The sequence below is a fragment of the Hylemonella sp. P2_B10 genome, assembly GCF_056404875.1.
Map to the genome: position 1 here is coordinate 480593 of NZ_JBFUDE010000003.1, position 23375 is coordinate 503967.

Below are 23375 nucleotides of genomic sequence, written 5' to 3' on the forward strand. Positions count from 1 at the left end.
CGTGCAGAGCCAAGAATCACGACACAAACCAACCACATTCAAACGAGGAGACAAACCATGGTGATGAAGCTGAAATCGGCACTGGCCTTGGCCGTGCTGGCCCTGGCCGCGACGGGGTCGCTGGCTGCCGAGCAACAGGGGGTGTCGAAGACGGAAGTGCTGATCGGCACCATCCAGGATCTGTCGGGCCCGCTGGCCGGCTACGGCAAGGCCTCGCGCAACGGCATGCTGCTGCGCATCGACGAGGTCAACGAGCAGGGCGGCGTGCATGGCCGCCGGCTGAAGCTGCAGACCGAGGACGACGGCTACGACCCCAAGAAGAGCGTGCTGGCAGCGCAGAAGCTGGTCAACCAGGACAAGATCTTCATCATGGCCGGCCACATCGGCACGGCGCAGAACATGGCGGCGATGCCGGTGCAGTTCGAGAAGAACATCATCAACTTCTTCCCCATCACCGCCGCGCGTGAAATGTACGAGCCCTTCCACAAGCTGAAGTACTCGTTTGCCGCCACCTACTTCGACCAGATCCGCATCGCCCTGCCCAAGATGATCAAGGACAAGGGTGCCAAGAAGGTCTGCACCATCTACCAGGACGACGACTTCGGCCTGGAAGTGTTGCGCGGCGCCGAGGCCGGCCTGAAGACGGCGAACATGGAGCTGGTGGAAAAGACCTCGTTCAAGCGCGGTGCCACCGACTTCTCGTCGCAGGTGGCCAAGATGAAGGCCGGCGGCTGCGACCTGGTGGTGCTGGGCACCATCATCCGCGAGACCATAGGCACCATCGCCGAGGCGCGCAAGACCGGTTTCAACCCGGTCTTCCTGGGCAGCAGCGCCGCCTACACCGACCTGATCCACAAGCTGGGCGGCAAGGCCATGGACGGCCTGTACGCCACCATGACGGTGCAGCACCCCTACCTGGACGAAGCCTCGCAGCCGCTGCGCTTCTGGGCCGCCAAGTACAAGACCAAGTTCAACGAAGACCCGACGGTGTTCTCGGTCTATGGCTACCTGATCATCGACGCCTTCATCCGCGGCGCGCAAAAGGCCGGGCCGAACCTGAGCACCGAGACCTTCATCAAGGCCATGGACACCATGGTGATCGAGCCCGACATGTTCGGTGCCGCCCGGGCCACCTACGGCCCCACCAAGCACCTGGGCAGCGACCTGTCGCGCCTGTCGCAGATCACCGACGGCAAGTGGAAGGTGATTTCGGACTATGTGAAGCCCTGAACACGCCAGTCCGTTCGGGCTGAGCTTGTCGAAGCCAGCCCTGCCCAAACAAAAGGCCACCCTCGGGTGGCCTTTTTGCTGAGCGCAAGCTGTGGCTCAATAGCGGCGCGGCCGTGCGTAAGACACGGTGCTGACTTCCGGCGCCAGCGAACTCACCGCGCCCACCGGGGCGATCTGCAGCTGCACCGTGGGACCCGGGTCGTTGGGGAACTGCGCGCTGTACTGCCGGCCGGCGTATTCGTACACCACGTTGTAGCCCAGCGTGCGGCTTTCCATGAAGTTTTGCGTCGTGCAGCGCTGCACGTTTTCCACGCCGCCGGCCGAGCCGCCTTCGATGTGGTCGCCCAGGATGGCACCGCCAAACAGGCCCAGCACCGTGGCGGCGGCCTTGCCGCTGCCCTGGCCGATGGCGTTGCCAGCGGCACCGCCGGCAATCGCGCCCATGATGGCGCCGGCGCCGGACTTCTGGCCCTGCGTCGCCACCTGCTCGGTGGTGCACACCTTGCGCGGCACCGCCACTTGCTGGATCACGGGCGTGCTGGAAATCACGCGCGCCGCTTCCTGCGCGAAGCTGGCGCCGCTGGCCAGCGCCAGGGCGGAAATGAGGAAGAGTTTCTTGTTCATGCGAGTGCTCCTTGCGAGTTTCGATCCATTCGGCGGCCCTGCTGGGCTTGCCTTGTGATGAATCATGGCTGCATTGTCTTGCGCTTCTATGGCGCGCGTGTAAGGGCTTGTAACGTCTTGCAGGTCAAACCTCCCGGTACCGTTTCACGGTACTTTTACACGGGCCTGAGACAATGGGGGCATGAGAAATCCGTTTATGCGCCGTTTGGGCGTGCTCTTTCTGGCGCTGCTGCTGGCCGCCTGTGCGCAGCAATCGCCGGCCCGCCCACCGCTGTTGATCCTGGTGTCCATAGACGGCTTCAAGCCGGAGTATTTGCAGCGCGGCATCACGCCCACGCTGGCCGGCCTCGTGCAGGGTGGCGTGTTTGCGCCGCAGGGCATGGAGCCGTCCTTCCCCAGCCTGACGTTTCCCAACCACTACACGCTGGTGACCGGGCTGACGCCGGGGCGCCACGGCGTGGTGGGCAACACCATGACCGACCCGACCATCCCCGGCGTGACCTTCAAGAACAGCAACCACACCACGGCCGGTGACCGCCGCTGGTGGGACGATGCCACGCCGATCTGGGTGACGGCGCAGCGCCAGGGGCTGCGCGCCTCCACCATGTTCTGGCCCGGCACGGAAGCGGCGATACAGGGCGTGCGGCCGAATGACTGGCAGCCGTTCAGCAAGGAATTCAAGGCACCGCAACGGATTGGCCAGGTGCTGTCGTGGCTGGACCGTCCGTTAGAGGAACGGCCCGACCTGGTGACGCTGTATTTCGACACGGTGGACCACGAAGGTCATCACAACCCGCCGAATGGCGCCAAGCTGAACGCCGCCATCGCAGACGTGGACACGGCCCTGGGCCATCTGATCGCCGGGTTGAAGGCGCGCGGCCTGTGGGCCAACACCAACCTGGTGGTGGTGTCGGACCACGGCATGACGCCCATGGACATCGAGCGCCGGCTGATCGTGCTGGACGAGTTGATGGATCTGTCCAAGGTGGAGAAATTCGACAACTGGGGCCCGACCCTGGGCTTTACGCCCTTGCCGGGCCAGGACGCTGCAATAGCCAAGGCACTGGTGGGCACGTCGCACGAGCATGTGCGCTGCTGGGCCAAGGCGGATTTGCCGGCGCGCTTTGATTTCAGCCAGCACCGGCGTGTGGGGGCTTATGTGTGCCTGGCCGATCTGGGCTGGTCCATGGCCACGCGCGAGCGGCTGGCGCGCAGCAAGATCCCCGACATTGGCAACCACGGGTTTGACCCGGCGGAGCCCGAGATGGCAGCGCTGTTCATCGCCTCAGGCCCGGCCTTCAAGCCCGGCACGCAGTTGCCCAAGTTCAGCAACCTGGACGTCTATCCGCTGCTGACGCACCTGCTGCGCATCAAGCCCGAGCCCAACCAGGGCCGGCTGGCGACGTTTGCGCCGGTGCTCGCCAAATAGCTTGACTAGGCCTTCAGCACCTTGGCCACCGGGTGGTGGCGCAGCCGGAAGGCGTCCGGCATGCCCGAGCCCAGCAGCGGGCGCAGGTAGAGGCGAAAGGCGTCGGTCACGTCGGTGCCGGAAGGGGTGATGAACTCGTCTTCCATCACCCGCGTCTTGCCCGCCACCGCCTCCAGCGGCAGCAGCTCGTAGTCCACCGAGTAGAAACCGGTGCGCTTGATGGCCACCGAGCCGTCGCGCTGGCCCCACATGGCGAACTGCACCGCCTTTTCGCCCACCTCGCGGGCTTCGCGCTGGTCCACGTCGGACACACAGCCTATGAAGGAGCGTTGCAGGTAGCCAAAGGTGTCGCCGCGCACGCGCTTGATGCCCAGCTTGCCCTTGATCTCCTCGCACAGCAGGTCGGCCAGCGCGCCGGTGCCCGACAGTTGCACATTGCCGTGGGCGTCGTGTTCCAGCTCCTTGGCCAGCAGGCTGAGGATGGGCGTGCCGGCGGCGTCGTGCACGCCTTCGGAGACGGCGATGACGCAGCGGCCATATTTCTCATACGTGGCCTTGACGTCGGCCAGGAAGCGGGCAATCTCGAAGGTGCGCTCGGGCACATAGATCAAATGGGGGCCGTCGTCCGGAAACTTCTTGCCCAGGGCGGCGGCGGCGGTCAGAAAGCCCGCATGCCGGCCCATCACCACGCCCACATAGACACCGGGCAGCGCGGCGTTGTCCAGGTTGGCGCCGGCAAAGGCCTGGGCGACGAAACGCGCCGCCGACGGGAAGCCGGGTGTGTGGTCGTTGCCCACCAGGTCGTTGTCTATGGTCTTGGGGATGTGCACGCAGCGCAGCGGGTAGCCGGCCTTTTTCGCCTCCCCGCTGACGATACGCACGGTGTCGGAGGAGTCGTTGCCACCGATGTAGAAGAAATGCTCAATCTGGTGCGCCTGCAGCACCTTGAAGATCTCGGCACAGTATTTGGCGTCCGGCTTGTCGCGGGTGGAGCCCAGGGCGGAGGAGGGCGTGGCAGCCACCAGTTCCAGGTTGTGGCTGGTCTCCTGCGTCAGGTCCATGAAGTCTTCATTGACGATGCCGCGCACGCCGTGGCGCGCGCCGTAGATGCGTTGCACGCTCTGGAAGCGCCGCGCCTCCAGCGCCACCCCCACCAGCGACTGGTTGATGACGGCGGTGGGGCCGCCGCCTTGCGCGACCAGGATTTTTCCGGATGCCATGGCGAAGTCTCCTTGTTGTGGGTTGCCTTTGGAGGCGCCGCTGGGGCGCATTGGCCCATTGTGCAAGCACTGCGGTGCCGCTGGCAACTTCCGGTACCCAACTGGTAACCCGCCTTGCGCTTGGGCGCCGAATCGCGACAATGTCATGAACGGCCAGCGTTGGAGGCTTCATGGATCTGAAAGGTACTGAGGGCAATGACCACCTGGTGGGCGGGGCGGACGACGACACGCTGACCGGACTGGGTGGCAACGACACGCTGGAAGGCCTGGGCGGCCACGACGAGCTGACGGGCGGCACCGGCAACGACCTGCTGCTGGCCGGCGACAGCTACGACCACCTCACGGGCGGCCTGGGCGACGACACCCTGGACGGCGGTGCCGATTCGGACTCGGTGTTTTATTCCAATGCCACTGCTGGCGTCAGCGTCAACCTGGCGACCGGCCGTGCCAGCGGTGCCGAAGGCAACGACCAGCTGGTCAACATCGAGAATGTCTACGGCTCGGATTTCGCCGACGTGCTGGTGGGTGACGCCGGCAGCAACATGCTGTATGGCGGCCGCGGCAATGACACGCTGGATGGCGGCGCCGGCGAAGACAGTGCGCCGTATTGGGGGTCCAGCGGCCCGGTGAACATCAACCTGGCCACTGGGCGTGTCACCGGTGTCGATGGCAACGATCAGTTGTCCAACATCGAGGATGTGGACGGCAGCAGCTTCGATGACGTGATCATCGGCGACAGCCATGACAACCGGCTGTACGGCAGCCAGGGCAACGACACCCTGAGCGGCGGTGGGGGCGCAGACACCTTCGTTTTCACCAGCGGACCGGGCGCGGGCGTGGACCGCATCACCGATTTGAGCAACGGCAATGTGCTGGCGTTTGATGCCGGCCCACTGGCCGACGCCCTGATCAGCGGAGACGATGCTTCCAAGCTGGCGCAGGGCCAGGTGATGGTGGGCACGCCCACCAATGGGCTCACCCGCCTCTATGTGGGCACCGACAGCACGCCGGGGGCCGACATCGTGGTGGAGCTGACAGGCAGCTTCACGGCCGGCCAGTTCTCGACCGAGTTCGCACCCTATGGGTCGCTGTTGTTCGACAGCACGCTGGCCCAACCGCGCAACCTGACGGGCACCGCAGGCAATGACACGCTGCGTGGGGGCAACCGGGACGACACGCTGAACGGCCTGGCCGGCGAAGACGATCTGCGTGGCGGCGACGGCAACGACACGCTGGACGGTGGCAGCGGTTATGACGCCTTGTACGGGGGCTACGGCAACGACTTGCTGCGAGGCGGGGATGAGAGCGACGGCTTGGCGGGCGGTGCGGGCAACGACACGCTGGATGGTGGTGTGGGTGGCGACACCGTGTTCTACAGCTCGGCCACGGGTGGCGTCAACGTCAACCTGGCCACCGGCACGGCCAGTGGAGCCGATGGCAACGACCAGTTGTCCAACATCGAGAGCATCTATGGCTCGTCGTTCAACGACCAGCTGACCGGTGACGCCGGCGACAATTCGCTCAACGGCCGTGCCGGCAACGACACGCTGGTTGGCGGCGCCGGGCACGACACGGCCGTGTACTGGGACGCCAACGGCCCGGTCAACGTCAACCTGGCCACCGGCCTGGCCAGTGGCGCGGACGGCAATGACCAGCTCAGCGGCATTGAGGAGGTCACAGGCTCCAATTACAACGATGTGCTGGTGGGCGACGCCAACGCCAATGTGTTGGGGGGCAATGGCGGGCAGGACACCTTGACAGGTGGGGCCGGTGCCGACCTGTTTCTGTTCTACGGTGACAACCCGTTGGACATCCAGCGCATCACCGACCTGGGCAGTGGTGACGTGCTGGCGTTTGGCGGCATGGAATTGTCCACCACCCTCTTGACTGGCAACAACGCCGCAGCCCTGCTGCGCGGGCAGGTGATGCTGGGCATACCGACAGGTGGCATCACCCGGCTGTATGTGGGCGTGAATGACCAGCCCGGCGCGGATTGCGTGATCGACCTGGTGGGCAGCTTTGTGGCGGCGGATTTTGCGCGCCGGCCAGAAGCCACCGGGTCGCTGCTGTTCGACACCTCGCTGGGCCAGCCCCACAACCTGACCGGCACCGCCGGCAACGACACGCTGCGCGGCGGCAACCAGAACGACACGCTCAGCGGCCTGGGCGGTGACGACATGCTGGACGGTGGCGATGGCAACGACACGCTGGATGGCGGCGACGGCTATGACACATTGCTTGGCGGCGGCGGCAGCGATGTGCTGCGCGGCGGTGCGGACGGTGACTACCTGAATGGCGGCAGTGGCGACGACACCCTGGATGGCGGCGAAGGCAGCGACTGGGCGCTGTATGGCGACGCGTCCGGCGGCGTCACGGTCAACCTGGCGACCGGGCAGGCCAGCGGCGCCGCCGGCAGCGACCGGCTGAGCAACTTCGAAAGCCTGCAGGGTTCCGCATTTGACGACGTCCTGACCGGCGACGCCAAGGACAACACCATGGAAGGTGGCGCCGGCAACGACACCCTGGTGGGTGGCGCTGGCGTGGACACCGTGGCCTACTGGGGTGCCGACGCCAGCGTGACGGCGAACCTGGTCACGGGCAAGGTCAGCGGCGGTGCCGGCAACGACAGCCTGAGCGGCATAGAGAACCTGGTGGGTTCCAACCATGCCGACCAGTTGACCGGCGACGCCAGCGCCAACCGTCTGGAAGGCGGGCAGGGCGCGGATACGCTGAGCGGCGGGGCGGGCGCCGACGTCTACGTGCTGGGCGCCGACAGCCCGACGGAGATCGACCGCATCCTGGACCTGACCAATGGCGACATGTTGCAGTTCGGTGTCGGTGAACTGTCATTCGTCATCCTGAGCGGGAACGATCCCTCTGCGCTGCTGGCAGGCCAGCTGATGCTGGGCACGCCCAGCGGTGGTGTCACCCGCTTGTACGTGGGGGCGGACGCCGTGCCGGGTGCCGACGTGGTGGTGGACCTGGTGGGCAGCTTCGGGGTGGACGAGTTCACGTCCGAGCGCACGTCGGATGATGTGCCCTATGGCGGCATCCTGTACGACGCCACGCTGAGCGTGCCGCGCAACCTCACCGGGACGGCAGGCGACGACACCTTGCGCGGCGGCAACCGCGACGACACGCTGAACGGCGGCGCGGGCTCCGACTACCTGCTGGGTAGCAACGGCAATGACCTGCTGCGTGGTGGCGAGGGGTATGACAACCTGTCGGGCGGTCGCGGTGACGACACGATGGACGGTGGCGCCGACTCTGACTGGGTGTATTACACCAACGCACAGGGGGCGGTCGTGGTCAACCTGGCCACTGGCAAGGCCAGCGGCGCGGAAGGCAACGACACCCTGGCGAACATAGAAAACGTCTACGGTTCCAGCTTCAATGACGTGCTGACCGGCGACGCGGGTGACAACACTCTCAACGGCCGCACTGGCAACGACACGCTGGATGGCGGGGTCGGTCATGACCAGGCGGTGTATTGGGATGCGCAGGGTGGCGTCAACGTCAACCTGGCCACGGGGCGGGCCAGTGGCGCGGACGGCAACGATGTGCTGATCAGCATCGAGGATGTGTATGGCTCTTATGTCGACGACGTGCTGATTGGGGATGGCGGCGACAACCACATCGGCGGCAACTCCGGCAACGACCAGATCCAGGGTGGGGCCGGTACCGACCAGCTGGAGGGGCAAGACGGCAACGACAGCCTGGATGGCGGCGATGGCGACGATGACTTGTACGGCGGTGCGGGCAATGACACCCTGGTGGGCGGTGCCGGATTCGACACGGCGTTCTTCGACGGCCCGCAGAGCAACTATGTGATCACCGCGCTGGGGCCGGGCGCCTGGCGGGTGGAAGACAAGGTGGGTGCGGATGGCGTGGACGTGCTCAGCGGCGTCGAGAACCTGAGTTTTGTCATCCCCGGAACACTGGATGGCAGCACGCTGCAAGGTGGCAGTGGCTACGACATTGCCAGCTACCAGACCGCCACCAGCGCTGTCACCGTGGACCTGGGTGCGGGAACCGCCACCGGTGTCAAGGGCAGCGACACATTGAAATCCATCGAAGGCGCGATCGGTTCGGCCACCTTTGGTGACACGCTGCTGGGCAATGCCGGCGACAACCAGTTGAGCGGCCTGGGGGGCAACGACAAGCTGGACGGCGGCGACGGCGACGACAAGCTGGACGGCGGCCTTGGCGCTGATGTGTTGACCGGCGGCGCGGGCGCCGATGTCTTCATCGTGGACGACGCCGGGGACCAGGTGGTGGAGATCGCCAACGTGCCCGGCGCCGGCACCAATGGCCAGGCCCAGGAGCAGGGCCTGGGCGTGGGCGGCAGCGTGGACAAGGTAATTGCCAGCATCAACTACACGCTGACCAATTTTGTCGAGAACCTGGAGCTGGCCGTCGCGGCCGGCAACCTGAGTGGCAGCGGCAACGCACTGAACAATGTGCTCAACGGCAATACCGGCAACAACCGCTTGACGGGTGGTGGCGGTAACGACACCTTGGACGGCAAGGAGGGTACGGACACGGCGGTGTATGCCGGTGCGCGCACCGGCTACCAGCTGCTGCGCACGTCCTCAGGCGTCACCGTGGGCGCCACCGGCAGCGACGAGGGCACCGACAGCCTGAGCAACATCGAACGGCTGAAGTTCTCTGACCAGGGGCTGGCGCTGGACATGGGGGCGTTCCAGGCCGGCGGCACGGCCGCGCTGCTGATGGGGGCCACGCTGGGGTCGGGCTTCACCGCCAGCCGGCCCTGGGCCGGCATCTTCCTGAATTTCTTCGACGGCGGCGCTTCCATGCTGGACGGTGCCTCGCTGCTGGTGGGCGCCGGTATCATGGCGGCCTTTGCCGGTGGTGCTGACAACGCGACCTTCGTCAAGTTCGTCTACGCCAATGTGAACGGCCAGGCGCCCGATGCGGCCACGCTGGCCTCGTTGGTGGCGCCGCTGAACAACAACAGCACCACGCAGGCGCAGTGGATGGTGGACATGGCGATTTCCAGCGCCAACCAGCAGCATGTGGGCCTGGCCGGCCTGGCGCAGACCGGCTGGGCCTATGACACGGCGTGATCAGGACACGATGTAGGCCGCCGAGCCGGTGGACAGCAGCTTGCCGTCCGCGCCCAGGAACTCCATGCGGGTGGAGGCCACGCGCGAGCCCAGGCGCATCACCTCGGCGCGCAGTTCGAAATGCTCGCCGATGCCGGGGCGCAGGTAGTCGATGCGCAGATCGATGGTGCCCAGCTTGGCAAAGCGGTGCAGGCGCTGCAGCGGCGGCTCATCCATGTGGCGTGCGCCAATGGCCGCCATCACCGCCAGGCCGCCCATGGCATCCAGCCCGGCGCTGATGACGCCGCCGTGCAGGCGGTTGAAGCTGTAGTGCCCCACCAGCTCCTTGCGCATCGCGATGTGGGCACTGACGCGCTCGGGCTTCACGTCGGCGATCTTCAGGCCCAGCACCTGGTTGAAGACGATCATCTCTTCGAAGATCTTCTTCAGCCCGGCGACGAATTCAGGTTCGAAAACGACGGGCTCAGCGGGCGCGGGATGTTTGGTCATGGAGAAGCATGTTAGTCGCGCTGCGGTTTTGGCTCACAGGCCCAGCTGGCGGGCGGCCAGGTCCTTCATGATCTCTTCGGCGCCGCCGCCGATCATCAGCACCTTCACCTCGCGGTAGATGCGCTCGCTGCGCGTGCCGCGCATGTAGCCCATGCCACCCAGGATCTGCACCGCCTGGTCGGCGCAGAACTGCATGGCCTGCGTGGCGTGGTTCTTCAGCAGGCACACCTGCGCCACCCACTCCGGGCCGTGGTCGCCAGCGTCAAAGCGCGCCGTCACCGCATCCACCCAGGCGGCGGTGGACGCGATCTGCATCTGCATGTCCATCAGCTTGTGGCGCACCACCTGGTGCTGCAGCAGCGGCACGCCGAAGGTGTGGCGCTGGCGCGCCCAGTCCAGCGCCTCGTCATGGCAAGCCTGGGCAAAGCCCAAAGCGCCGACAGCGATGGCCAGGCGCTCGCCGTTGAAGTTGGTCATGATGATGCGAAAGCCCGCGCCTTCCTCGCCAACGAGGTAGCGCGCCGGTACGCGCACATTGTCAAAGCGCAGGTGCGCGGTGTCGGAGCTGTGCCAGCCCATCTTCTGCAAGGCGGTGCGCGACAGGCCGGCCGCGTCGCCCGGCACCGCGATCATCGAGATGTTGCGCGGACCTTTGCTGGCCTCACCCGGCTCGCCGGTGCGCACCGCCAGCGTGATCCAGTCGGCGCGCATGCCGGAGGTGATGAACACCTTTTCGCCGTTGATGATGTAGTCGCCGCCTTCGCGCCGCGCCGTGGTGCGCAGCGCCGCCACGTCCGAGCCACCGCCGGGCTCGGTGATGCCCAGCGCAGAAATCTTCTCGCCGCGCAGCACTGGCGGAATCACTTCCTGCTGCAACTCTGTGCTGCCATGGTGCAGGATGGGTGGCAGGCCGATGTTGTGCGAGAACAGGCTGGCGAACACGCCGCCGCTGGCGCCATGCCGTGCCAAAGGCAGGGTCAAGGCATTGCGCAGCTTCTGGCTGGCCGGCGTGCCGCCCAGGTGCTCGGGGTAACCCACGCCCAGCAGGCCCAGCTCGGCGGCGCGGGTGTACAGGCTGCGCGGGAACTCGCCAGCTTCGTCCCACTGCGTGGCGAAGGGCGAGATCTCGCGCTGCGCGAAGCGGGTGACGCTGTCGGCCAGCGCTTGCGCGTCGTGGTCGTTGTCGTCTGTGACGGCCGCCATCGCTCAGCCCTTGGTCGGCTTCTTGGCGATGCCCATCATCTTGGCCAGAATGCCCAGCATCACCTCGTCGGCGCCGCCGCCGATGGACCCCAGCCGGCCGTCGCGGAACAGCCGCGACACCTTGTTCTCCCAGGTGAAGCCCATGCCGCCCCAGAACTGCAGGCAGGTGTCGGGCACGGTGCGGTTCAGGCGGCCGGCCTTCAGCTTGGCCATGGAGGCCAGCTCGGTGACGTCCTGGCCGCTGATGTACAGCTCGCAGGCGCGGTAGGTCAGCGCGCGCAGGCATTCCACCTCGGTCTTCAGCTCGGCCAGCTTGAACTGCACCCATTGCTGGTCGGCCAGCGTGCCGCCGAACAGCTTGCGCTCCTGGGCGTAGTCGATGGTGGATTGGATGCAGTTGGTCAGCCCCTCCAGGCAGCTGGCGGCGGCCCACAGCCGCTCTTCCTGGAATTGCATCATCTGGTAGATGAAGCCGGCGCCCTCCTGGCCGATGCGGTTGCGCTGCGGCACGCGCACCTCGTCGAAGTAGATCAGGCCGGTGTCGCTGGAGTTCATGCCGATCTTGCGGATCTTCTTGGCTTTCTCTATGCCCTTGCTGTCCATGGGCACCATCACCAGGCTCTTGTTCTTGTGCACCGGGCCTTCGCCGGTGTTGACCAGCATGCACATCCAATCGGCCTGCAAGCTGTTGGTGATCCACATCTTCTGGCCGCTGATCACGTAGTCGTCACCGTCCTTGCGCGCATAGCTCTTGATGGCCGACACGTCGCTGCCCGCGCCCGGCTCGCTGACACCTATGCAGCCCACCATGTCGCCGGCAATGGCCGGCGCCAGAAATTCCTTGCACAGCTCGGGGCTGCCGAAACGTGCCAGCGCCGGCGTGCACATGTCGGTCTGCACGCCAATGGCCATGGGCACGCCGCCGCAGTCAATGTGGCCTAGCGTCTCGGTCATGGCCATGCCGTACGAATAATCGAGCCCGGCGCCGCCATAGGCCTCGGGCTTGGTCAGGCCCAGCAGGCCCAGGTTGCCCAGCTTTTTGAACAGCTCGTGGGCGGGGAAGATTTCGGCCGCCTCCCACTCGTCCACATGGGGGTTGATTTCGTTGTCGATGAAGCGTTTCAGCGTCTTCTGGATTTCCAGGTGTTCGTGGGTGTAGCGCATGGCGTGTCTCTTCGGGTTTGTTTTGGGAAAGGGTCAGGGCTGCTGCTGTTCAGGCGTGGCAAACACGCGCGGCACCTGGGCGCGGTGGAAGCCGTCAAAGGGCTTGATGGCGTCGCGCTGCTGCACCTGGGCATTGGCCACTTCCATCGGCCAGCCCATGCGCACCTGCGGGCGGGCGCCATCGATGCGCAGCGTGCTGCCGCTGATGAAGCTGGCCGCCGGGCTGAGCAGGAACACGATGCCGGCGGAGGTCTCGGCTTCCAAGCCAAAGCGACCCAGTGGCACGGTCTGCGTCATGGCGCGGAACATGGGGGCGGCTTCCTTCGGGTAATGGTCCATGCCGCTGGAGGCGATGTAGCCCGGTGCCACCGCGTTGACGCGCACGCCGGCGTGCGCCCATTCCAGCGCCGCCGTTTCGGTGAAGCTGACCATGCCGGCGCGCGCCGCGCCGCTGTGGCCCATGCCGGGCATGGAGCCCCACATGTCGGCCACGATGTTGACGATGGCGCCGCCGTGCTTTTGCATGTGCTGCACATAGCATTCGCGCGCCATCAAGAAGCCGCCGGTCAGGTTGGTGGCCACCACCGCCTCCCAGCCCTTGGCGGTGATGGCTTCCAGCGGCGTCAGGTACTGGCCACCGGCGTTGTTCACCAGGCCGTCGATGCGGCCTTGCGCGGCCAGGATGGCGGCCACGGTCTGCTTCACCGCCTCTTCCTGGCGGATGTCGCAGACCTGGGTGCTGGCCGAGCCACCGTCCTGCGCGATTTCGGCCAGCACCGCCTGCAATTTTTCGGGCTTGCGGCCCACCAGCACCACGTGCGCGCCCAAGGCGCTCAGCTCATGCGCCGCGCAGCGGCCTATGCCCGAGCCGCCGCCAGTGACCACCACCACCTTGCCGGCCATCAGGCCGGGCGCGAACACCGATTGGTAGCGGTTGGCATGGGGGTCGGGTTGTTGTTGCTGCACAGGGGCTGTCATACGCGCTCCAGGGAAAACAGGGCCATCACGGCGTCGGTCAGTTCGTCCAGCGACGCGCCTTTCTTGGGGTCGTACCACTGCACCGACCAGTTCAGCGCGCCCAGCACCAGCAGGCGCGCCAGCTTCACTGGTGCGCGCAGGTGGCCGCTGGTGTGCAGCGCTTGCAGCAGCGGCGTCCACGGCGCCTCATAGTCGTTTTGCAGTTTGGCCAGCGTGGCGCGCTGGCGGGTGCTCAAAGCGCGGTGCTCGTACAGCATCACCGGGATGAAGTCGTTGCCGGGGCCGTGCAGGATGTCGAAGTGCGCACGCACCAGCTGGCGCAATTGGGCACTGGCCTTGTTTGGCGACTCAGCGGGCGCAGCGTCCAGCACCTGCTGCTGGCGCGCGATGGCCGAGCGCATGCCCTCTTCCATCACCGCGTACAGCAGCGCGTTCTTGCTCTTGAAATGGTAGAACGGCGAGCCGCTGCGCATGCCCACTGCGGCGGCGACGTCGCGGGTGGTGGTGGCCTCATAGCCCTGGCGGCGGAACAGCCGGGCGGCAGCCTTCAGCAGCTCGCCACGGCGGTTGCCGTCATCGCGCTCGTCAGCGGTCTTGCGTGGCCGGCCGCGCGGGCGTTTGGTGGGCAGGTTGCCTGGCGAAGTTTCAGCGCCGGGCAGGGTATTGGGGTCCATGGCCCCAGACCATAGCAAATCCGCCTATTTATAGCAAGCGATTGCTTGGTAAAAATGCAGGTGAATCAGCCCTTGGGGGCCTGCATGGGCGGGGTGGTGGCCTGCATCTGGCGTTGCAAGGTGGTGGCGCAATCCCGCAACGCGGCGCAGGACGAGCTGCGCGCCTGGCGCAACAGGTCTTCTGCGTAGGCACCGTCGGCCTGGAAGCGCTCGCGGTCGACCCAGCAACCCTGGCCGGCCATCAGCCACTTGAAATCCACCTCATTGAGCATCCGCACCTGGGCATCAGCCACGGGCGCGGCGCCACCCATCTGGGGCAGTCCCGGCGTATCGTCAAATTGCTTGGCCATGTCCGCGGGTGGAAGCTGTTGGTAACCCCCTAACGCGCCGGCAGCCCGTTTGGCTGACAGGCGGCAACGGACGCCATACACTGGCCATGGTTGATGAGCGTACAGGTATAAGATGATTTGACACATTGTTGACCATGTTGAGACGCTTGCGCTTCCTCCACCTGGCCAGTCCCACCATCGTGCGACTGGGCTTTGCCTGCGCCTGCTTAGCCTGGGTGGGCGCGGCTTGGGCCGGGCAGGCTGAGGTGCGCGTGGGCATGGGCCTGGCCAAGCCGCCCTACATCATGGAGTCGGGCAAGGAAGGCCTGGAGTACGAAATCGCCGAGCAGGTGCTTGCCGCCATCGGCTACAAGATGGTGGCGCTGCAGTTTCCCCCGGTGCGCGGCCTGGCCATGCAGCGGGCCGGCAAGCTCGACGTGCTGCTGACGGTCGACGAGGGCATAGGCGGCAAAGACCATTTTTCTGCCCCCTATCTGAATTACCAGAACGTGGCCATCACCTTGGCCAGCCGCAACATACGTCTGCGTGGCGTGGAAGATTTGTCTGCGTACTCGATTGCCGGTTTCCAGAACGCCAGCTTGATCCTGGGCGAGCGCTTCAGGGCGGTGGTGGCCCGCCACCCGAACTACCAGGAGCATTCGCAGCAGATCGCCCAGGACCGGTTGCTGTTCACCGGTCGGGTCGACGTGGTGGTGGGCGACAAGCTGATCTTCCGCTACTTCACCAGCCGGCTGGACCCGCAGCTGGACACCAGCCAGCCGGTCATCTTTCACACCATTTTTCCCTTGAACCCGCGCAAGGCGGTGTTCAAGGATGCTGCGCTGCGCGACCGCTTCAATGCCGGGCTGAAAATCATTCAGACCAATGGCGTCTATGACGCCATCCTGCGCAAATACCAGCCCTACATGAACTGAAGCGGCCCACGGCGGCCAATACCTGCCGTCAATCAAGCGTGAGTTGCTGCGCCAGGTGGCCAAACACCGCTGCCACCCGGCGCAGGTGGCGCGATTCGGTGTGCGTCAGCAGCCACAACTCGGTCTGGCACTCGTCCAGTACGTCCGTCAGCTGCACCAGGTCCGGACGCGGCGCCGCCAGGAACAACGGCAGCAGACCCACCCCCAGGTCCAGTGCGATCAACTCCATCACCGTCAGGATGCTGTTGACGCGGTAGGTCGGCACCGCTTTCGGGTAATGCTTCTTGCGCCACAGCACCGAGGGGTGCTCGGGCAGCGCATCGTCCGGCGCGATCCAGGCCTGTTGAGCGGCCTGCGCATCGCTCCAGCGACGCAGCTTGTTCTTTGCTGCGCCGTACAGCGCCATGCGCAGCGGCCCCACGTGCCGGCCCACCAGGTGCGGCGGCGGGCGTTTGGTGGCGCGCACCGCAATGTCGGCCTCGCGCCGGGTCAGGCTGGCCAGCTCGTTGCCGGCGTGCAAATCGAAGCTCAGCAGCGGGTGGCTGGCGTGCAGCGATGCCAGCGCCGGTGCGATCAACCCATGCAGCAGGCTGTCGGTGCTGGTGATGCGCACCGTGCCGGCCACCTGGCCCGGGCCCTGTTGCAGCGCCGAGCGGGCTGATTCCAGCTGCGCCTCGATCTGCTCGCCGTGGCCAGCCAGCGTCTGCGCCAGCTCATTGGGCTGGTAGCCGGCGCGTGAGCGCTCGAACAGGCGCTGGCCCAGCTTTTTTTCCATGCGCTGCAGGCTGCGGAACACGGTGGACGCGTCCACGCCCAGCCGCTCGCCGGCCCGTGCCAGGGTGCCTGCGCGCGCCAGCGCCAGCACCATCTCGAGGTCGGTCGGGCTCAATGTGGATTGCGTATCTGCAAGCATGGATTGCTGTATTGCTTATTTCTTTTGCGTGAATGCAATCCTAAACTGCATCGCATCGAAGTTCAATCTCACCGTTTCACAGGAGCCACGCCATGCCCATTCCCCGCCTGACCCTGGTCAGCCACCTGCTGTGCCCCTATGTGCAGCGCGCCGCCATTGTGCTGATGGAAAAGGGCGTGCCTTTCCAGCGCCGTGATGTGGACCTGGCCCACAAGCCGGACTGGTTCCTGCAACTGTCGCCACTGGGCAAGACGCCGGTGCTGGTGGCGCAGGGCACCCCCATCTTCGAGTCTGCGGTGATCTGCGAGTACCTGGACGACACGCTGGCGCCCCGCCTGCACCCGCAGGATGCGCTGGCGCGGGCGCGCCACCGCGGCTGGATGGAGTTTGGCTCGGCGCTGCTCAACGGCATTGCCGGCTTCTACAACGCGCCCGATGAGGCCGCCTTGGCACTCAAGGCGGCTGACCTGCGCCACCGCTTTGAGCAGTTGGAAGCCGAGCTGGGGCCAGGCCCTTACTTTGCCGGGCGCGACTTCTGCATCGTGGACGCGGTGTTCGGCCCGGTGTTCCGCTACTTCGACGTGCTGGATGCCGTGGGCGATTTCGGCTTTTTCACGGGCCTTGCCAAGGTGCAGGCCTGGCGTGCGGCGCTGGCGCGCCGGTCATCGGTGCAGCAGGCCGCGCCAGCGGACTATGCGGAGTTGCTGCGCAACTTCCTGCTGGCGCGCCGCTCCGCCTTGTCCGTGCACGTGGCCGCACATTCGGCGACGCGTGCCGCAGCGGACCGCTTGCGCAGCCCGGTGGCGGTGGAATAATGCGGCGGTATCCGCTTGCTCAAGGAGTTCTGCCATGGCTGCCACTGACCATTTCGACCAGTTGCCTGAACCGATCAAGAAGACGGTTTACGAGAAAGGTGGCAACGCCACCGGCCTGCCCGATGCGCTGAAGGCCGGCGTGGAAATGCTCAGCGGGCTGAGCATGTCGGATGTGCGGGTGCACTACAACTCGCTCAAACCGGTGGAACTTCAGGCCCAGGCCTACACCAGCGGCATGGACATCCACATCGCCCCCGGGCAGGAACGGCACCTGCCCAGCGAGGCCTGGCATGTGGTGCAGCAAAAGCAGGGGCGGGTGAAGGCCACCGCGTCCGGCGTGCCTGTCAGCGACGACCTGGCACTGGAGCGCGAGGCCGACGTGATGGGCGCCAGAGCGCTGGTGCAGGGCACGGGCTCCTGAGGCCTGGCTAGGGCGGGGCGTCGAGCTCGCCGCTTCGGGCCAGCCGCTGGTACAGCAGCAGCGAATACGCCGCCGGCAGCAGCGCCGAAGCCACCCACAGGGCCACCATGCCCCAGATCGGCAGGCCCAGCATCACGCCCAGCAGGCTCAACAGCCCGCTGGCCACCCAGGCCTTGGCGGCCAGGCGGTGGGTCGCGTACCACACGCGTTCACTGGCCAGCGTCCACGGCGTGCGAATGCCGATGAAGAAGTTGCGCCGCACCTTGCCCAGCACATTGCCAATCAGCATGAACAGCACACCCACGCCGCCCAACACCATGCGCAGCGCATCCTGCGGGCCCACCAGCGCAGCCCACAGCAACACGGCAAACAGGTAGGCCAGCAGCACCTCCATCACCAGCATCAGGTACAGGTAGGTGGGGCGGAAGCTGTCGACCTCATAGTCGCGCGGCGACAGCCGGCGCAGCAGGCCAAACAGCACCAACACCCCCAGCATGCCCCCCGGCCCCAGCAGCAGCAGCGTGCCGCGCGGCCCATAGCCGTTGACCACGCCTTGCGCGTTCCAGTGGATGGGGATTTGCGCCGGCAATTGCGGGTAGGCCAGCGCGTACGCGACCAGCGTGGCCAGCAGCAGCGCGCCGGCGATGACGAAGTATCTGGCAGTCGTGCGTAAATTGGGCAGGCTCATTTTTTTCCTCCAGTCTTTCTTCCCTCGGTCAGGTCCATGGCCCAGGCGATCACGTCTTCCAGCACGGTGGTGTTGAGCGCGTACCACAGCGTCTGGCCGGCGCGCCGCTGGGTGATGAGGTCGGCCTCGCGCAGCACCGTGAAGTGGTGCGACATGGTGGGCTTGGTCATGTCAAAGCATTCGGCCAGCGCGCCGGCCGTCATCTCGCCCTTGCGCAGCAGCCGCAGGATTTCCCGCCGCGTGGGATCGGCAATGGCCTTGAAGGCCTCGTTGCTGCTGTCAGCCATGTATTGTGAAAATCATCTAATTAGATATTTATCTAAATACTAGCGAAACGGAGCAAGCTTGTCAAACGCCCTGCCAGCTCGTCAGGGCCTGCACTCGGGGCACACCCGTATGGCCAGACTGGCATGGAACTGGCTAATATCAACCGAAAGCTGACCAATTGGTTAGTCTGCCCACACCTGATGACGACACGAATCACCACCTTGGTGCCCGCGCACCCCTTGTCCCCATGGCGCCAATGAACACTGCCCCTAGGCTGGCGGTGGAGGTGCGCGACGCCAGCGTGGTCTACCAGACCGCTGATTCACCGGTGCACGCGCTCAGCCACATTGACCTGGAGATTGCCGAGGGCGAGTTCGTGTCGCTGATTGGCCCCTCGGGCTGCGGCAAGACCACGCTGATGCGCGTGATTGCCGACCTGGAGAAGATCAGCGCCGGCCAGGTGCTGGTCAACGGCGTGTCGCCGCATGAGGCGCGGCTGGCGCGTGCCTACGGCTATGTGTTCCAAGCGCCTGCGCTCTTCCCCTGGCGCACGGTGCTGGGCAATGTGACGCTGCCGCTGCAGATCCAGGGCAAGAGCAAGGCCGAGGCCAAAACCATCGCCCTGGCCCACCTGGCGCGGGTGGGGCTGACCGGCTTCGAGGGCAAATACCCGTGGCAGCTGTCGGGTGGCATGCAGCAGCGCGTGTCCATCGCCCGCGCGCTGTCGTTCGAGCCGCGCATCCTGATGATGGACGAGCCCTTCGGCGCGCTGGACGAGATCACTCGCGACCGGCTGAACGAACAATTGCAGCAGCTGTGGCAGCGCGAGCGCCGCACGGTGGTGTTCGTCACCCACTCTATTGCAGAGGCGGTGTACCTGTCCACCCGCATCGTGGTGATGTCGCCGCGCCCGGGGCGCATCGTCAAGGTGCTGACCTCGCCGCTGCCGGACGAGCGCCACCTGGGCCTGCGCGACACGCCGCAGTTCATGGCGCTGGCGCACGAGGTGCGCGAGGCGCTGGCCGAAGGCCACCATGAGTGAACTGGCCGCCCCCGCTGCATCGTCCATGGGCTGGCGCCGCCTGGGCCACCAGGGGCTGCCGGTGGCAGCGGTGTTGCTGTTCTGCGTGCTGGCCTGGTACGCGCTGGCCTGGGCGCTGAACAGCCCGGGCGCCATCGAGCGTGTGCTGGCACCACAGGGGGCCAACTGGAGCTGGTCCGATCTGCTGCGCGCCACCATGGACATGGAGCGCCCGGTGTTGCCGTCGCCGCACCAGGTGGCGCTGGAGCTGTGGAGCAGCCTGGTGGATTGGCCGCTGGATTCGCCGCGCAACCTGCTGTTCCATGTGGCCGTCACCGGTCAGTCCACGCTGTTGGGCTTCGTGCTGGGCACGCTGCTGGGCCTCGTGCTGGCGGTGGCCATCGTGCATTCGCGCACGCTGGAGCGCGCGTTGCTGCCGTGGATCGTCGCCTCGCAGACGGTGCCGGTGCTGGCCATCGCGCCCATCGTGCTGGTCATCCTGGGCAGCCTGGGCTTTTCGGGCGTGGCGCCCAAGGCGGCGATTGCCATGTACCTGTGCTTCTTCCCCGTTACCGTGGCCATGGTGCAGGGCTTGCGCTCGCCGCAGCGCATCGAGACCGAGATGATGCACACCTACGCTGCCACGCGCTGGCAGGCGTTGTGGCTGTTGCGGCTGCCGGCCTCGCTGCCGTTTCTGTTTCCGGCCTTGCGCGTGGGCATTGCCGCCGGGCTGGTGGGCGCCATGGTGGCCGAGTTGCCCACCGGCGCACAGGCCGGCCTGGGCGCTCGGCTGCTGACTGGCTCTTACTATGGCAACACGGTGCAGATCTGGGCCGCGCTGGTGATGTCGGCCGTGCTGGGGCTGGTGCTGACGGCGGCGGTGGCCATGCTGCAGCGGCTGGCCTTGCGCCACCGGGGGAACGCGTGATGGACGGCGCCGCAAAGCCTTTTTTGTGGGCTGCCGCGCTGGTGTTGCTGGGCGGTGCCTGCGCCTTGGCGCTGCTGCAATTCCCTGCCGCGCAAGGCGAAGCGCAACCCACGCTGGTGTTCTGGCTGTTCACCGGTGTGACGGCGTTGCTGGCGCTGGCGGGCATCCAGCGCACCGCCGCGCTGGATGGCGGCCGGCTGATCGGCTTGCTGACGGCGGCGTTGTTTGGCCTGTGGGTGCTGTACTTCTGGCAGGTGCTGGTGCTGGCCTGCGAGGTGCCGCGCGTGCTGCTGCCGGCACCCAGCCTGATTTTTGCGGCGCTGCTGGAGCACGGTGGCAAGCTGTGGGGCGATTTTGTGCAGACGGTGGGCAAGGCGGTGCTGACCGGCTGGTTGTTGGGCTGCGGCCTGGGCTTTTGTGTGGCACTGGCGATAGACCGGTTGCCTTTCCTGCAGCGTGGGCTGTTGCCGGTGGCCTCGCTGACCAGCGCGGTGCCGCTGGTGGGCGTGGCGCCGATCGCGGTGATGTGGTTCGGCTTCGACTGGCCGTCCAAGGCCGCGGTGGTGGTGCTGATGACCTTCTTTCCCATGCTGGTGTCCACGTTGGCCGGTCTGCAGGCTGCCGGCCGGCTGGAACGCGAGCTGATGCACAGCTACGCCGCTGGCTACGGCCGCACGTTGCTGGCGCTGCGCCTGCCCAGTGCGCTGCCGTTCATTTTTGGTGCACTGAAGGTCAATGCCACGCTGGCGTTGATAGGGGCCATCGTGGCCGAGTTCTTCGGCTCGCCCACCTCGGGCCTGGGGTTTCGCATCTCCACCGAAGCGGCCAAGATGAACATGGCGCTGGTGTGGGGTGCCATTGTGGTGGCGGCGGTCACCGGCAGCGTGGCCTACGCCTTGCTTGTGCAACTGGAACGCCGGGCGGCGTTCTGGCATCCGTCAGTGCGTGAAGGCTGAATGTCGGTTATGTTCTGGTTCAACAAGAAGGAGTTTTCATCATGATGGTTTCCTCCAAATTCGGTCGCAGCCTGTTGGCGGCGGCGCTGGTGGCCGTTTGCGCGGGTGCCTGGGCGGCTGACAAGGTGACGGTGCAGCTCAAGTGGGTGCCGCAGGCCCAGTTTGCCGGCTATTACGTGGCCCAGGCCAAGGGTTATTACAAGGCCGAGGGGCTGGATGTGACCATCAAGCCCGGCGGCCCCGACATCTCGCCGGTGCAGGTGATTGCCGGCAACCAGGCCGACGTGGTGGTGAACTGGATGCCCGACGCGCTGGCCGCGCGCGAGGCCGGCGTGCCGCTGGTCAACATCGCTCAGGTGTTCAACCGCTCCGGCCTGATGCTGACCTGCAAGAAGGCCAGCGGCGTGGCTGCGCCCAAGGATTTGAAGGGCAAGACGCTGGGCGTGTGGTTCGGCGGCAATGAGTACCCCTTCCTGAACTGGATGGCCAAGCTGGGTTTCAAGCCCGACACCGACATCAAGGTGCTCAAGCAGGGCTTCAATGTGGACCCGCTGCTGCAGAACCAGGCTGCCTGCATCTCCACCATGATCTACAACGAGTACTGGCAGGTGATAGACGCCGGCGTCAAGGAGAGCGACCTGATCACCTTCTTCTATGAAGACCAGGGCGTGGCCTCGCTGGAAGACGGCCTGTACGTGCTGGAGTCCAAGCTGAAGGACCCTGCCTTCGTGGCGCGCATGGGCAAATTCCTGAAGGCCACCTTCAAGGGCTGGAACGATGCGGTGAAAAATCCCGAGGAAGCCGCCAAGTTGGTGGTGGCGGCGGACACCTCTGGCAGTGCCACGCTGAAGGTGCAAAAGCGCCAGATGGAGAACGTGGCCAAGCTCATCACCACCGCCGGCACGCCCAAGATCGGCTACCTGGAGCCGGCCGCTTACGATCGAACTGTTAAAGTGCTGATGACCGGCGGCAGTTCGCCGGTCATCAAGAAAGACCCCGGCAAAGCCGCAATGACGCACGTGGTGTGGGAGGCCGCACAAAAATAATGGCTTTTTCAGAGCAAGCGCTGGCTGCATCGCGCAGCCAGCAGGAAGACGCCGCATCCATCGGCCAGACCAAGGGACACATCCGCCAGGCCAATGAGAGCCTCATCCTGGCGGCTGCGGAGAGCGTCTTCGCACGGGCCGGCTTTGGCGGTGCCACCATGGCCGCCATCGCCCAGGCCAGCGGCTTGCCCAAGGCCAATCTGCATTACTACTTTGGTAGCAAAGAGGTGCTGTACCGCGAGGTGCTGGCCCGGCTGCTGAAAGACTGGCTGGCACCGGCCCACAGCATCAAACCAGACGCCGAGCCGCGCAAGGCGCTGGAGCACTACATCCGCGCCAAGATGGCCATGTCTGCGCAGCGGCCGGATGCGTCCAAGGTGTTTGCCAACGAGATGCTGCACGGCGCGCCGGTGCTGCACCACCTGCTGACCACCGAGCTGCGCGCGCTGGTGGAAGAAAAATCCGCCGTCATCCAGAGCTGGGTGGACGCCGGCCGCATGGCGCCGGTGGACGGCACCCACCTGTTCTTCACCATCTGGGCGGCGACGCAGACCTATGCCGACTTCGACGTCCAGGTCACCGCTGTGCTGGGCCGCAGCGCGCTGCGCAAGAAGGACCACGCGCGGGCGACAGAGCATGTCGTCTCTTTGCTGCTGCGGGGCTGCGGGCTGTTGTAACACGCTCTCGTCTCTTGGTTTGCTGGCTGCCGACGCCACTGGGGCGCGTGGCTACGGGAATGTCCCCCGGCCTTCGGCCTCCTCCTTGATTTCCCTCCGCCACGCACCCCGGCGACATCGGGGCCGTTAGCAGGCGTGACGCCGGCATACAAGACGCTGGTACGTCAGCTACGTTTGCGGGATCAGGTCGTCATGGCATTCGGCGCAGCGGCATCAAGGAGGAGGGCCGAAGGCCCGGGGGACAGCCGCGGAGCCGAGTGCCGTGGCGGCCTGATCCCAGC

Annotated in this window: 22 protein-coding genes; 11 read left to right on the forward strand and 11 right to left on the reverse strand. The window is 66.0% G+C overall.

Features of this window, described 5'->3' with window-relative positions; genetic code table 11:
- The first annotated feature begins 63 nt into the window (after positions 1–63).
- On the forward strand, positions 64–1230 hold the full coding sequence (locus AC1DX2_RS14645; protein ID WP_477197688.1) for an ABC transporter substrate-binding protein: 1167 nt from the start codon (positions 64–66) through the stop codon (positions 1228–1230).
- Positions 1231–1326: 96 nt separating this feature from the next.
- On the opposite strand, the gene AC1DX2_RS14650 is transcribed toward AC1DX2_RS14645, so the two are convergent.
- Entirely contained in the window at positions 1327–1854 is a 528-nt protein-coding gene (locus tag AC1DX2_RS14650; RefSeq protein WP_477197097.1) for a glycine zipper 2TM domain-containing protein, read from the reverse strand.
- Between the two features lie 181 nt (positions 1855–2035).
- Between AC1DX2_RS14650 and AC1DX2_RS14655 the strand changes: the two genes are divergently transcribed.
- On the forward strand, positions 2036–3283 hold the full coding sequence (locus AC1DX2_RS14655; RefSeq protein ID WP_477197098.1) for an alkaline phosphatase family protein: 1248 nt from the start codon (positions 2036–2038) through the stop codon (positions 3281–3283).
- A 5-nt stretch (positions 3284–3288) separates the two neighbouring features.
- Here the strand turns inward: AC1DX2_RS14655 and AC1DX2_RS14660 are convergent, their stop codons facing one another.
- Positions 3289–4503 carry a 6-phosphofructokinase gene (locus AC1DX2_RS14660; protein ID WP_477197099.1) on the reverse strand — a complete coding sequence of 405 codons (1215 nt, stop codon included), beginning with the start codon at positions 4501–4503 and terminating at the stop codon, positions 3289–3291.
- 170 nt (positions 4504–4673) lie between these two features.
- On the opposite strand from AC1DX2_RS14660, the gene AC1DX2_RS14665 reads away from it, so the two are divergent.
- Positions 4674–9590, forward strand: coding sequence for a beta strand repeat-containing protein (locus AC1DX2_RS14665; RefSeq protein ID WP_477197100.1), 4917 nt, complete (start codon positions 4674–4676; stop codon positions 9588–9590).
- Here the strand turns inward: AC1DX2_RS14665 and AC1DX2_RS14670 are convergent, their stop codons facing one another.
- The 6 genes from AC1DX2_RS14670 to AC1DX2_RS14695 all read right to left on the reverse strand — a co-directional run bounded on the left by AC1DX2_RS14670 (position 9591) and on the right by AC1DX2_RS14695 (position 14448).
- Positions 9591–10079 carry a thioesterase family protein gene (locus tag AC1DX2_RS14670; RefSeq protein ID WP_477197101.1) on the reverse strand — a complete coding sequence of 163 codons (489 nt, stop codon included), beginning with the start codon at positions 10077–10079 and terminating at the stop codon, positions 9591–9593. It abuts the gene before it with no gap.
- Positions 10080–10112: 33 nt separating this feature from the next.
- Positions 10113–11282, reverse strand: coding sequence for an acyl-CoA dehydrogenase family protein (locus tag AC1DX2_RS14675; RefSeq protein ID WP_477197102.1), 1170 nt, complete (start codon positions 11280–11282; stop codon positions 10113–10115).
- A 3-nt stretch (positions 11283–11285) separates the two neighbouring features.
- Positions 11286–12446 carry an acyl-CoA dehydrogenase family protein gene (locus AC1DX2_RS14680; protein ID WP_477197103.1) on the reverse strand — a complete coding sequence of 387 codons (1161 nt, stop codon included), beginning with the start codon at positions 12444–12446 and terminating at the stop codon, positions 11286–11288.
- Between the two features lie 33 nt (positions 12447–12479).
- Positions 12480–13424, reverse strand: a complete 945-nt coding sequence (locus tag AC1DX2_RS14685; RefSeq protein WP_477197104.1) for an SDR family oxidoreductase — start codon at positions 13422–13424, stop codon at positions 12480–12482.
- A complete protein-coding gene (locus AC1DX2_RS14690) occupies positions 13421–14098 on the reverse strand; it encodes a TetR/AcrR family transcriptional regulator (RefSeq protein ID WP_477197105.1) in 678 nt (225 codons plus the stop codon). The genes AC1DX2_RS14685 and AC1DX2_RS14690 overlap by 4 nt, the downstream gene beginning before the upstream one ends.
- 65 nt (positions 14099–14163) lie before the next feature.
- The gene (locus tag AC1DX2_RS14695; RefSeq protein ID WP_477197106.1) at positions 14164–14448 is read right to left on the reverse strand and encodes a hypothetical protein; all 285 of its coding nucleotides are present in this window, start codon (positions 14446–14448) and stop codon (positions 14164–14166) included.
- A gap of 134 nt (positions 14449–14582) precedes the next feature.
- Between AC1DX2_RS14695 and AC1DX2_RS14700 the strand changes: the two genes are divergently transcribed.
- Complete coding sequence (locus tag AC1DX2_RS14700) at positions 14583–15362, forward strand: substrate-binding periplasmic protein (protein WP_477197107.1); 780 nt, start codon at positions 14583–14585, stop codon at positions 15360–15362.
- A gap of 28 nt (positions 15363–15390) precedes the next feature.
- Here AC1DX2_RS14700 and AC1DX2_RS14705 read toward each other — a convergent pair whose 3' ends face one another.
- The gene (locus AC1DX2_RS14705; protein ID WP_477197108.1) at positions 15391–16275 is read right to left on the reverse strand and encodes a LysR family transcriptional regulator; all 885 of its coding nucleotides are present in this window, start codon (positions 16273–16275) and stop codon (positions 15391–15393) included.
- Between the two features lie 92 nt (positions 16276–16367).
- Between AC1DX2_RS14705 and AC1DX2_RS14710 the strand changes: the two genes are divergently transcribed.
- Both AC1DX2_RS14710 and AC1DX2_RS14715 read left to right on the forward strand, forming a co-directional pair.
- On the forward strand, positions 16368–17090 hold the full coding sequence (locus AC1DX2_RS14710) for a glutathione S-transferase family protein (RefSeq protein WP_477197109.1): 723 nt from the start codon (positions 16368–16370) through the stop codon (positions 17088–17090).
- Between the two features lie 34 nt (positions 17091–17124).
- Positions 17125–17511, forward strand: a complete 387-nt coding sequence (locus AC1DX2_RS14715; protein WP_477197110.1) for an eCIS core domain-containing protein — start codon at positions 17125–17127, stop codon at positions 17509–17511.
- Between the two features lie 7 nt (positions 17512–17518).
- Here AC1DX2_RS14715 and AC1DX2_RS14720 read toward each other — a convergent pair whose 3' ends face one another.
- Both AC1DX2_RS14720 and AC1DX2_RS14725 read right to left on the reverse strand, forming a co-directional pair.
- On the reverse strand, positions 17519–18199 hold the full coding sequence (locus AC1DX2_RS14720; protein WP_477197111.1) for an SdpI family protein: 681 nt from the start codon (positions 18197–18199) through the stop codon (positions 17519–17521).
- Positions 18196–18486 carry an autorepressor SdpR family transcription factor gene (locus AC1DX2_RS14725; protein ID WP_477197112.1) on the reverse strand — a complete coding sequence of 97 codons (291 nt, stop codon included), beginning with the start codon at positions 18484–18486 and terminating at the stop codon, positions 18196–18198. Before AC1DX2_RS14725 ends, AC1DX2_RS14720 begins: the two co-directional genes overlap by 4 nt.
- Positions 18487–18722: 236 nt before the next feature.
- Here AC1DX2_RS14725 and AC1DX2_RS14730 point away from each other — a divergent pair, with 236 nt between their 5' ends.
- The 5 genes from AC1DX2_RS14730 to AC1DX2_RS14750 are packed head-to-tail and all read left to right on the forward strand — an operon-like array spanning position 18723 to position 23094.
- Entirely contained in the window at positions 18723–19508 is a 786-nt protein-coding gene (locus tag AC1DX2_RS14730) for an ABC transporter ATP-binding protein (protein WP_477197113.1), read from the forward strand.
- Entirely contained in the window at positions 19501–20415 is a 915-nt protein-coding gene (locus tag AC1DX2_RS14735; RefSeq protein WP_477197114.1) for an ABC transporter permease, read from the forward strand. The genes AC1DX2_RS14730 and AC1DX2_RS14735 overlap by 8 nt, the downstream gene beginning before the upstream one ends.
- Positions 20415–21371 carry an ABC transporter permease gene (locus tag AC1DX2_RS14740; protein ID WP_477197115.1) on the forward strand — a complete coding sequence of 319 codons (957 nt, stop codon included), beginning with the start codon at positions 20415–20417 and terminating at the stop codon, positions 21369–21371. Before AC1DX2_RS14735 ends, AC1DX2_RS14740 begins: the two co-directional genes overlap by 1 nt.
- 41 nt (positions 21372–21412) lie before the next feature.
- Positions 21413–22417, forward strand: a complete 1005-nt coding sequence (locus tag AC1DX2_RS14745; protein WP_477197116.1) for an ABC transporter substrate-binding protein — start codon at positions 21413–21415, stop codon at positions 22415–22417.
- Positions 22417–23094 (forward strand): TetR family transcriptional regulator C-terminal domain-containing protein, encoded by a 678-nt coding sequence (locus AC1DX2_RS14750; RefSeq protein ID WP_477197117.1) that lies wholly within the window; start codon positions 22417–22419, stop codon positions 23092–23094. The genes AC1DX2_RS14745 and AC1DX2_RS14750 overlap by 1 nt, the downstream gene beginning before the upstream one ends.
- Positions 23095–23375 lie beyond the last annotated feature (281 nt).